A 10,907-nucleotide genomic window follows, 5' to 3' on the forward strand; every position below is an offset into this window, starting at 1 on the left:
TGTCGCTGGGCACCCTGGCCGCGGCGGCGGCGCTGCTCGGGTAGGTCCGCCGGCTGACTCGTTCAGCAATCCTGGTGAGTCACGCCGACCATGGCGCTGGCGGACACGTCTGCGGCCACGATCATCGCCTGGTGATGTAGCGAGCGATCTTGAGTGAGAGTGGACGGACGGCTGTTGCGCCATGTCGGCGGCAGATCCGGATACCTGTGAGCCGTGGGTCTCGGCTAACGACACACGGGCGGTAGGAGAAATCCGCGATTGGATCAGACGTTGTCGGTCCAGGGTTTCCCGACGCCCGCGCGTGACACGCTGCGCCCACCTGGCAGGTCAAGAACATCGATGAGGCTGGGGTCCTCGTCGACGGCATGGTGCAGGTGCCCGACTTTGCCGTTGCTGCCGCTCGCGTCGGTGGCTCCGACCAACTGCCAGACCCCGTCGTCCGCATCGTGACTGACGAACAAGACAGGCTCATGACGTTCGAACACCTCAGGGGTCTGGACACAGACCGTGCCAAGCAACCAGTGCCGCATCCACCAGGCTCGCCGGTCGTGCTCCATGACATGGTCGGTGACCCACCAAACGAACGGCAGGTCCTCGTGGGCACGCGACTGCTCCGCGGTCAGGTCCGGGCCGCCCTGCGGGACCCGCTCAAACGGCTCGTCGACCAGGGAGAACGCATGACCACCGTCGTTCACGAAGACGACGGCGTGGAAGGTGCCACCACCCGGATTGCCGACACCAATCCCAACGGACAGTCGGGCGACATGCGGGTCCGAGCCGGTGGTCCAGCCGAACGCGTACGAAGCCAACTCCCCACGCGGCCCCACGAACTCGCCGAATGCCCGCCGGTCCATGCCGCTGGCATCGGCCGTCGGCACCTCAACGAACGCACCCTCGAGCACCTGGATATCCACGCCGGCAACCTATCCGATCGCGCACATCAACCCGCAGTCGCACGCCTCGATGCCGCAGATCCGGATGTCCGCCGTACGCGACCGTCGTCGCGCTGGCGACCGGCCGCACCTCGAGATCAGGTTCTGTCGCGGTGACGGCGGGCTTCGATGTCGCGCAACACGTCCGGGTCCCATTGGCTGGCGTTCCAGTCGTCGCTGGTCGGAGTGGGCGACAACGGCCACGCCGGGTCCTGCCCGGCGACGGCTGAGTAGTGTCCGGCGACGACGCGGTCGACGTGGGCGATCAGCCGCAGAACCCGCCTTCGGCTGTGCAGCACGCCGCCGATCAGCGCGGCGGCTCCGAGGGTACGCAGGGCTGCCTGGCCGAACAGGACGGGCGGGGCGGTTCGGTCGGCGGCCAACCAGGCCGTGGCGGCGCTCAAGACGACGCAGGAGGAGAAGACGCGTATGCCCCAGTGGCGGCTGTACGAGCGGCCCGAGGAGCCGTGCGCCTCGGCGATCTGACGAGTGCCGCGGCCCCAGATCAGTCCGCTGATCCCCAGGCCGATGACGGCGACGATCAGAGTCAGGTTGGCCAGGACGTAACCGATCGCCGCCCCGGTTCCGGACGGGGCCAGCGGGCGGGCACGGTCGCTCACGGCGCTGCCGAGGATCGCTGCGGCGATCGCGGCTAGGGCGAAGAGAATGGCGAAACCGGCTACGAACCAGGTCGCGATGTCCCAACCCGCTGTCCTGGGCGCGGGTGGAGGTGTCGAGGACCGGCACGTATGGCCTTGGCCGGGACCTTCGAGTTCGATTCCGCATTTCGTGCAGTGCAAAGTGTTCCCCTCAGCGGCGCGACCAAGCCTCTGCCAGGCCAGATGAGCTGGGTGTCGCGCATCTTCCCGCACAGGACGGAGGGCCCGCCGGGTTCGGTGCCTAGCGGATCATGCCCGGTCGGCGCCGGTCCGGCGACCCCGAATCCCGCTGCTCGTCCTCGCCCCGGTTCCGCGCGGGTTGCCCGATGCCGCACAGGTGTCGGGTTGCGGCCGGTAGGGACAGTTTCTCGACGGCGACGTTGGCAACTCATAGCCGCCACCAGCACGGCTGCACGAGCATCAGCTCAGGCGGAACCGCCCCCCGATGTTCGCCATGCGCGTGGATGCTTCGTGTCGTCGTCTGCCGATTCGCAAGGATCGGTTGATCTCGCGAATCTCCACAAATACTGGTGTCCGAGGGCGACGAGCACCGCCACCGCGGTCGCCTACTGGCGCCGCCGCGGCCCTCATCTGCACCCGGCGGACATCGCCGTACGGATCGGCAAGTCCGAACGCACCGTCGGCCGCTACTGGTCGCGACCGGCCACAAACCGCACTTCCCACGTCAACGGGCGCCTTGCTGACAGCCTCCGCCGCTGACACCACCGGCCGGCCCCGTTTTGGCCCGACGACCACATCCGCTGGCAGGTCCCCGACTGCGATCCGCTGCGGGGGAATGGCGGACCATGGCGTTTTAGCACCGTACAGCGGCGGACACCATCCCCGGGCGAGACTCAGCTCGCCGTGCGAGAGGCCAGCAGGTCGAGCGCGATGTCGACGATCATGTCCTCCTGTCCGCCGACGAGTTGCCGCTTACCGACCTCGAGCAGGATGGTGCGTACGTCGATGCCGTAGTGCTTCGAGGCTGCCTCGGCGTGCCGGAGGAAGCTTGAGTAGACGCCGGCGTATCCGAGGGTGAGGGTCTCGCGGTCCACGCGTACCGGGCGGTCCTGGAGCGGCCGGACGAGGTCGTCGGCGGCGTCCTGGAGCGCGAAAAGGTCGCAGCGGTGGGTCCATCCGTGCAGGTTGGCCACGGCGATGAACGGCTCGATGGGGCAGTTGCCAGCTCCGGCACCATGACCGGCCAGAGAGGCATCGACGCGGGTCACGCCCTCCTCGACTGCTACGACCGAGTTGGCCACCGACAGCGAAAGGTTCTCGTGGGCGTGGATGCCGATCTCGGTCTGGGGGTCGAGGACGTCCCGGTAGGCGCGGATCCGCTCGCGTACACCGTTCATGGTGAGGCGACCGCCTGAGTCGGTGACGTAGACGCAGTGCGCTCCGTAGGACTCCATGAGCTTCGCCTGCTTCGCCAGCTCGTCGGCCGGGGCCATGTGGCTCATCATCAGGAAGCCTGAGACGTCCATGCCGAGGTCGCGGGCGTGGGCGATGTGCTGGGCGGATACGTCGGCCTCGGTGCAGTGGGTCGCGACCCGCACCGAGCGGACGCCGAGCCGGTAGGCCTGCTCGAGTTCTGCGACCGTGCCGATGCCGGGCAGCAGCAGGGTAGTGAGAGTGGCGGTTTTGATGTTGTCGGCCGCGGCCTCGATCCACTCCCAGTCGCTGTTCGACCCGGGGCCGTAGTTGAGTGACCCCCCGGCGAGGCCGTCACCGTGGGCGACCTCGATCGCGTCGACGCCTGCGGCATCGAGGGCGGCGACGATTTTCGCGACGTCGTCCGGCGAGACCCGGTGGCGCACGGCGTGCATTCCATCGCGCAGGGTGACGTCCTGAATGTACAGATTCACGGGGGCGGAGCCGGTCATGGCGTTGGTCTCTCGGTCGGCAGGGGTCGTCAACGGGTCACCTCACGGGCGACCTTGGTGGTGAGGCGGGCGGCGATGGCCTCCGCGGTACGGAGCGCGGCGGAGGTCATGATGTCGAGGTTGCCGGCGTAGGCGGGCAGGTAGTGCGCTGCGCCCTCGACTTCGAGGAACACCGTTACTTTGGTCGTCGCCGGTCCGGCGCCCGTGGGTAGCAGCGTGTGCACCGGCTCGTCGTCCGGGATGGAGGTGAACTGAACCTCCTGCTTCAGGCGGTAGCCAGGCACGTACGCCGCGACCTGCTTGACCATGTCCGCCACTGAGGAGCGGATCGCGTTGTGGTCGGCGTCACCGATGAGCGCGAAGACGGTGTCGCGCATGATCAGCGGGGGTTCGGCAGGGTTCAGGATGATCACGGCCTTGCCGCGCAGGGCGCCGCCGACCCTCTCGATCGCTGCCCTGGTGGTCTCGGTGAACTCGTCGATGTTCGCGCGTGTGCCCGGCCCGGCGGAGCGGGACGAGATCGAGGCGACGATTTCGGCGTAGGGGACCGGTGTGACGCTGGAGATGGCGTGCACGATCGGGATGGTGGCCTGGCCACCGCAGGTGACCATGTTGACGTTGGCGACGTCGCTGTCGAGGTGTTCATCGAGGTTGACCGGAGGCACTACGTACGGGCCGATCGCAGCGGGGGTGAGATCGACTATCTTCTTGCCGTAGGGGGCAAGCTTCCTGGCATTGACCACGTGCGCGGAGGCGGAAGTGGCGTCGAAGACGATCTCGATGTCGTCGAAGCCGTCCATCGCGATCAGCCCGTCCACGCCCTCGTGGGTGGTGGGCACGCCTAGCCGTCGGGCTCGAGCCAGACCGTCGGATTCCGGGTCGATGCCGACCATCACGCCCATCTGGAGGGTTTCGGAGAGTCGCAGCACTTTGACCATCAGGTCCGTGCCGATATTGCCGGAGCCGATCACGGCCACCTTGATCTTGCTCATCGCATTTCCTTCGCCGAGAACGTGGCGGTCACGGTGCCGAGGGAGGAGATCTCGGCTCGGACCCTGGCGCCGGTGGGAGTGGCAACCATCGGGCCGAGCGCGCCGGAGAGTACGACCTGGCCGGCACGCAACGGCTCGCCGAGCTCACGGGTGGTACGAGCCAACCAGAGCAGCGCGTTGAGCGGATCGCCGAGGCACGCGGCGCCGTAGCCCTCGGACACCAGGTCGTCGTCAACGTACATCCGCATCGTGACGTCGACCGGCTCGAAGTCGGTGAGCGTCACCCGCTGCGAGCCGAGCACGTAGAGCCCGCTGGAAGCGTTGTCGGCGACGGTATCGGTGATGCGGATGTCCCAGTCCGCCACCCGGCTGTCGACGATCTCCAGCGCGGCGACGGCGTAGTCAACCGCGGCACGGACGACGTCGACCGACAAGTTCTCGGAGTTGAGGTCCGCTCCCAGTACGAACGCGATCTCCGCTTCCGCCTTGGCCTGGAGCAGTCGCCCACTCGGGATTACGGGCAGGTGGGAGACATCCATGTCGTCGAACAGCACCCCGAAGTCGGGCCGGTCCACCCCCAGCTGCTGCTGTACGGCGGGAGAGGTGAGGCCGATCTTGCGGCCGACGATACGCGCGCCTGCAGCGAGCCGGTTTCTGGTGAGTCGCTGCTGTACCGCGTAGGCCAGCTCCATGTCGCTGTCACCGAGCAGGTCACGCACCGGCTCGCACGGCGTGCCGTTGCGCGCTGCGGATTCGAGCCGGTCGGCCGCCTGAGTGATGGCGGCGGCCCGATCGGTGCTTGTGGGTATCTGGGTCATCTGTGTCCTCGTGTCGGGTCGCCGCCGAGGACTCGGGCAGGCCCGCAGCCGGGCTACCGCTGTCATCGGTACGACGTGCGATGGGCGGACGCGTCCGGTGTCTGCTGTGGAGCGTCGGGGTCTCCGGAAATGCGGCAGGCATGGCCGGAGACCCCGAAGATGGCGCGCGCGGGCGATTCGCTGGCGCGCCGAGCGGTCAAGACAGCTGAGAGGTGAACTCGTCAACGGTTGCGACGGCGGCGAACAGCCCCATCGAGCCCAGAGATGCTTCGTGGGCGCCAGCGTCCGCGGCGGATGACGCGTCCGAAAGGACCACGGTGTGGTAGCCGAGGTCGGCGGCCTGTCGCACGGCGCCTTCGACAGATGCGTTGGTTGCGACGCCGCACACGATGACGTTCTCGATTCCGCGCTCGGTGAGGAGGTCGGCCAGTGCGGAGTCGGTGAACGGGCCCGGTCGCTTGTGCGTGATGACCACGTCGGAGTCGGTGACCGTGAGGTCGGGAACGAGGGCTGCGCCCTCCGTGCCGTCCTTGAGACAGCCTGCCTGCGCCACCATCTGCAGCAGCGGAAGCGTGGGGTTCAGGTCGGAGTGATCGGGTGCGAACGCGATACGCAGCGGAACCACGACTCCGCCCCTGTCGCGCAGGTGCTCTGCCGCGGCGTTGACCTTCGTGATGACGTCGCGGGCGGTGTACTCGGCAGAGAAGATCGTCCCGAAGGCGGTCCCCTCCGTGACGATGTCGTGCTGGAGGTGGACGATGAGAAGCGCGGTTTTGGACGCGTTGAGCTGGTTCATCAGTGGGTCCTCACTTGTGGGGCTGGACGATGACGCTGGCGAATCCGCCGTCGCGGTGGTTGGCCGCCGCCTGCACGGCCTCGTTGGCCTGCTCGAGCGGGAAGTGGTAGGCGTCGAGGTGGCTCAGGTCGAGAGTGCCCGCAGCCGCCATCCGGGCCATGTCCTCGCCCTCGGCGGTGGTGAACCACAGGGACCCGATGATGCTGATGTGCATGGTCATGAGCCGGTACATGGGGATGGGGAGGTCCTCGGGCATGGCGCCGATGCTGACCATCCGGCCTCCACGGCGCAGCGCCCAGATTCCAGCCATCGTCACGTCAGCCGTCGCGGTGTCACCGGTGGCGTCGAGGAACACGTCGACGCCGCGTCCATCCGTGTGGGACCGGACCCACTCACCAACCTCCTGCTCGCCGAAGGAGAGGACCTTGATGCGTGCCGGGTCGATCTGACGGACCCGCTCCAAGCGCTCCTTGTTGCGCGCCACGGCGAAGATCTGGGTTGCCCCCATGGCGCGCGCCAGGAGGACGGCGTTGACGCCGAGAGTCCCGGTCGCACCGTGGATCAGGACGCTACTGCCGGCGCGGACGTCGCCCTTGCGTAGGCCGCTGTAGGCCGTGCCCAGGTAGCCGAAGCGCGTGGCGTGGTCGAGCGGAACGTTCTCCGGGATGACGATGACGTTCTTGACTGGCGCCTTCACGTACTCCGCAAGCCCGCCGTACGGATAGTCCTTGTGGATCTCGGCGGAATCCGGTCCGAAGCCGAAGTAGCCCATGAAGGTGTAGGCCGGGTCGTTCATCGGCTCGCCGTTGCGGGCGGCCCACGAGTCCCCGGAATCCAGGCCCGGGTTGATGTAGACCCGGTCGCCGGGCTTGAGGTTGCGTACCCGGGAACCGACCTCCGTGATGACGCCGGCGCTGTCCATGCCGAAGACAGCAGGCAGCTGCGGCAGGGGGAGGAAGGGCTTGACTGTCGGGTAGGTGTTGATGACGTTGCGCAGGTTCTGGACGATGGCCGCCGCCTCGACGCGGACAATCACGTCCTGGTCACCCGGGACCGGCTTCTCAATCTCGTCGATCTGGAACTTGCCGCCGACTTCGTGCAGCCGCGCGGCTCGCATCGTTGCCATGTTCGGACTCCTCACAGGTAGCGTTCGGCAGCCTCCCGGGGAACGGGACCGCCGGAGATTGGCATGCCACATCGTGGCACGAGGTGATCGCTACCACAACTTCCACCCTGCAAAAGTTCTATCGCGCGCCACCCGGTATGGACATTACATCGGCCAGCTAGCATGCTAGTTGAGACGTCGAGGGGAAGGACGGACATGACCGAGCGTGAGTTCACCAGTGTGTGGTCAGACCTCGCCCAGGTGGAGTTCAGCCAGGGCTTCATCCAGGCGGGGCCCTACCGGACCCGCTACCTGAAGGCAGGGTCGCAGGACAAGCCACTGCTGCTCATGCTGCACGGTGTCACCGGTCACGCCGAGGCCTACGTGCGGAACCTGAAGGCGCACGCCGAGCACTTCAACGTCTACGCCATCGACTTCATCGGGCACGGCTACTCGGCCAAGCCCGACCACCCTCTGGAGATCCCCCACTACATCGACCAGGTCCACCACGTCATGGACACGCTCGGCTACGACAAGGCGTACTTCAGCGGCGAATCGCTGGGCGGCTGGGTAACGGCCCGTTTCGCCCAACTTTATCCCGACAAGGTGGAGCGGATCGCGCTCAACACCATGGGTGGCACGATGGCCAACCCGCAGGTGATGGAGCGCCTCTACACGCTGTCCATGCAGGCCGCGGAGGACCCGTCCTGGGAGCGGGTCAAGGCGCGCCTGGAGTGGCTGATGGCCGACCCGTCCATGGTCACCGCCGACCTCATCAAGACCCGCCAGATGATCTTCCAGCAGCCGGACTGGCCGCGGGCCTGCCGGATGAACATGGCTCTGCAGGACCTCGAGACACGCAAGAGGAACATGCTCAGCGACGACGACCTGCGTGCGATCAAGGCGGAGGCGCTGGTGATCTGGACGACCAAGGACCCCTCGGGCCCGGTCGACGAGGGCCGGCGCATCGCCGAGCTGATCCCCAACGGCCGCCTGCAGGTCATCGAAAACGCCGGCCACTGGCCACAATACGAGCAGACCTCGGTGTTCAACCGCGTGCACCTGGACTTCCTGCTCGGAAACGAAGCAGTGTGAGATGACCGTTGCACTGATTGCCACCTCTCACAGCCCTCTGCTCGAACACGCCGACCTTGAGGCTGGGGTGGCAGCCGAGCTCGATCAGGCGTTCACGACCGCCCGGCGCTTCGCGGAGGACTTCGACCCGGAGCTTGTGATCAGTTTCGGGCCGGACCACTACAACGGCTTCTTCTACAACCTGATGCCGCCCTTCTGCATCGGCTATGCGGCGAACAGCGTCGGCGACTACGGCACCCAACCGGGCCCCCTCAACGTGCCAGAGGAGATCGCACGAGGGATCGCCGAGGCCGTCATGTCGGCAGGCATCGACCTCGCGGTCTCCCTTCAAATGGAGCTCGACCACGGCGCGGTCCAGCCCATGGAGATCCTCTTCGGCGACATCGCCGCCCGCCCCGTGGTGCCGATCTTCCTCAACTCCGTCGCACCACCCTTCACCCCGCTCCAGCGAGTCCGGCTTCTCGGCGAAGCAGTCGGCCGCCATGTTGCCCAACTGGAGATGAGGACCCTGCTCATCGCCTCTGGCGGTCTCTCCCACGACCCGCCCGTCGCTCGACTGGCAACTGCCACGCCTGAGCAGCGCCGGGTCCTGCTGGGTCACCATCTGCCCGCGACTCCGAGCTGGCGGAAGGAACGAGAGCAGCGCGTCGTCGAGACCGCCAGGGCCTTCGCAGCAGGCACCGCCGATATCCAGGACCTCGCCCCCGACTGGGACCGCGCCCTCATGGCCACCCTCGCCTCGGGTGACCTGACCAGCCTGGATGCGTGGACGCCAGAGGAGATGGCCAGGATCGCCGGGAACTCCTCACACGAGGTGCGGTCCTGGATCGCGGCCTATGCCGCACTAGGATCCTGTGGCGCTTACAGCGTTCAGTACAGCTACTACCGACCGATCCGTGAGCTGATTGCGGGCTTCGGCCTGACCACTGTGACCCTCGACTGAGCACGACCGACGAGACTCGTCGACATGGTTGGCTTGTGCCCAGCGCCAGCACCTGAGATTGGGAACCGCGATGAGCATAGCCACCGAATCGGGAAGAACAGACGTCCCGTTGGGACGTCTGCTGTTCGACCGCCTGCGAGAACAGCTCGTCGAGGGCACGTACCCACCCGGCTCCCGCGTGCCGATCGATGCGATCAAGGAAGAGTTCGGGGTCAGCAAACAACCCGTCATGGAGGCGCTGCGACGACTCGCCACGATGGGACTCGTGGAGATCGTGCCCCAGAGCGGCTGTGTTGTCCGGCAGTACACCCAGCAGGAGGCGCGCGACTTCTTCGGCGTGTTCGGCTCGTTCGAGGGTGACATCGCAGCAGCAGCGGCCCGTCGACACACTCCAGAGGAACTCGTAGAGCTCGACCACGCGTTCGAGCTGCTACATCAAGCGGAACACACCCCCGAGGTCGCCCAACGCAGTCGCGACTACTTCCAGCACAACGCCGGCTTCCACCGGGTCATCCACCGGATGGCCCGTTCGCCGCTCATAGCCGACCTCAGCCAGCGCATGTGGGTACTGTCAGACTTCCTGATGTACGGCTTCGCCGGCGCCGCACCCATCGCTGGCGCCGTCGATGCCCGAAATCACGACCACGACTTGATACGAACCGCAATCCGGGATCGCAACGACACCGTCGCCAGAGCCGCCATGGACCACCACATCCGATCCATCACCCGGCTCTTCGCCGACTGATCGTAGTTACTATCGGAGTTGGTGCTTGTCGCCGACATCGCGTTGCGGGATAGCAAGCAGACGCGAGGGCGTCCCATGATCGGCGTTGGTCGGCGGTCGGAAAGCCAGACCCTCCTCGAGGGCCGCTACCTGGGCGGGCGCCCGCCCGCCCTACGGCTACACCCTCCGCGATCTTGGGCCCCTGGGCGGCCTCGTCAACGAAACCGAGTTCGACGGGGACGACTGATCGCCCACTCCGCACCCGCGCAGCGATCTCCGAAAGCAGAGGGCGCTCCCTTCACTGACGCCTTCGAGCGTAAGCAGGACGCTGCACCGACTCTGACCTGCACAGACGAGAAGCCGCAGCTAGGGGTGGGGCAGCTACGCGCCGTTGAGTGCCGTTCGGTGCAGTTGCAGGCCGTTCAGTGCACCCCTGTTGCTCCCCAACCTGCTCCCCCGCTCCGGCCCACATGAAGACCTTCAAGATTCTCCGCGACTACCGCCACACCCGCGTCCCACCACGCGCAGCATGATCGGCAACGGGCCGCGGTCCCGCACGATGCCGAGCACGCTGCGGGGACGAGCGACGTCGATTGCCCGCCGCCCGAACTCGGCACTTCGGACCGCGCGGGCGGCTGCACGATAGCGATGAGCGGCGCCTCGGGCCCCGGCCTCGTACCGCAACCCGGCCGGCGGCCGGGATGGCAAGAGGTCCAACGAGCAGGAGTAGGGGCGGCCACGAGGTGGTTCGCACTGGCGGGCCGGCCCGCTCACCGCCAGCCGGCGACCTCACCCGTCAGTGGTCCGGTCAGTCGCGTTGCCTGTCCCGTGCTGCTGGTTCTGCCGCAGAGCTTCCTCGAGTTGGTCTTCGAGGATGATGATCCGGCAGGCAGCCTCCAGGGCGGTACCCTGGTCGACCATCTCCCGGGCCCGAGCGGCCAGGCGAAGCTGGTAGCG

10 protein-coding genes are annotated in these 10,907 nt (G+C 67.0%); 3 read left to right on the plus strand and 7 right to left on the minus strand.

Features of this window, described 5'->3' with window-relative positions; all coding sequences use genetic code 11:
- Positions 1–263: 263 nt before the first annotated feature.
- From AB0J68_RS16525 to AB0J68_RS16555, 7 genes are all read right to left on the minus strand, one after another.
- Entirely contained in the window at positions 264–914 is a 651-nt protein-coding gene (locus tag AB0J68_RS16525; RefSeq protein WP_355067904.1) for a hypothetical protein, read from the minus strand.
- 116 nt (positions 915–1,030) lie between these two features.
- Complete coding sequence (locus AB0J68_RS16530; RefSeq protein ID WP_363939206.1) at positions 1,031–1,552, minus strand: hypothetical protein; 522 nt, start codon at positions 1,550–1,552, stop codon at positions 1,031–1,033.
- Between the two features lie 893 nt (positions 1,553–2,445).
- A complete protein-coding gene (dmpG, locus tag AB0J68_RS16535) occupies positions 2,446–3,477 on the minus strand; it encodes a 4-hydroxy-2-oxovalerate aldolase (RefSeq protein ID WP_363939208.1) in 1,032 nt (343 codons plus the stop codon).
- A gap of 29 nt (positions 3,478–3,506) precedes the next feature.
- The gene (locus tag AB0J68_RS16540; RefSeq protein ID WP_363939210.1) at positions 3,507–4,469 is read right to left on the minus strand and encodes an acetaldehyde dehydrogenase (acetylating); all 963 of its coding nucleotides are present in this window, start codon (positions 4,467–4,469) and stop codon (positions 3,507–3,509) included.
- Complete coding sequence (locus tag AB0J68_RS16545; RefSeq protein ID WP_363939212.1) at positions 4,466–5,161, minus strand: fumarylacetoacetate hydrolase family protein; 696 nt, start codon at positions 5,159–5,161, stop codon at positions 4,466–4,468. The genes AB0J68_RS16540 and AB0J68_RS16545 overlap by 4 nt, the downstream gene beginning before the upstream one ends.
- Before the next feature lie 322 nt (positions 5,162–5,483).
- Positions 5,484–6,083, minus strand: a complete 600-nt coding sequence (locus AB0J68_RS16550; RefSeq protein WP_354862576.1) for a cysteine hydrolase — start codon at positions 6,081–6,083, stop codon at positions 5,484–5,486.
- A gap of 10 nt (positions 6,084–6,093) precedes the next feature.
- A complete protein-coding gene (locus AB0J68_RS16555) occupies positions 6,094–7,209 on the minus strand; it encodes a zinc-binding dehydrogenase (RefSeq protein WP_355067897.1) in 1,116 nt (371 codons plus the stop codon).
- A 195-nt stretch (positions 7,210–7,404) separates the two neighbouring features.
- Here AB0J68_RS16555 and AB0J68_RS16560 point away from each other — a divergent pair, with 195 nt between their 5' ends.
- The 3 genes from AB0J68_RS16560 to AB0J68_RS16570 all read left to right on the plus strand — a co-directional run bounded on the left by AB0J68_RS16560 (position 7,405) and on the right by AB0J68_RS16570 (position 9,971).
- Positions 7,405–8,283: an alpha/beta hydrolase gene (locus AB0J68_RS16560; protein ID WP_355067895.1), complete on the plus strand. Its 879-nt coding sequence runs from the start codon at positions 7,405–7,407 to the stop codon at positions 8,281–8,283.
- A 1-nt stretch (position 8,284) separates the two neighbouring features.
- Complete coding sequence (locus AB0J68_RS16565; protein ID WP_354862582.1) at positions 8,285–9,226, plus strand: 3-carboxyethylcatechol 2,3-dioxygenase; 942 nt, start codon at positions 8,285–8,287, stop codon at positions 9,224–9,226.
- A gap of 70 nt (positions 9,227–9,296) precedes the next feature.
- Entirely contained in the window at positions 9,297–9,971 is a 675-nt protein-coding gene (locus tag AB0J68_RS16570) for a GntR family transcriptional regulator (RefSeq protein ID WP_354862584.1), read from the plus strand.
- Positions 9,972–10,907: the final 936 nt, after the last annotated feature.

This window comes from Micromonospora sp. NPDC049580 (assembly GCF_040675595.1).
Taxonomy (GTDB): domain Bacteria; phylum Actinomycetota; class Actinomycetes; order Mycobacteriales; family Micromonosporaceae; genus Micromonospora.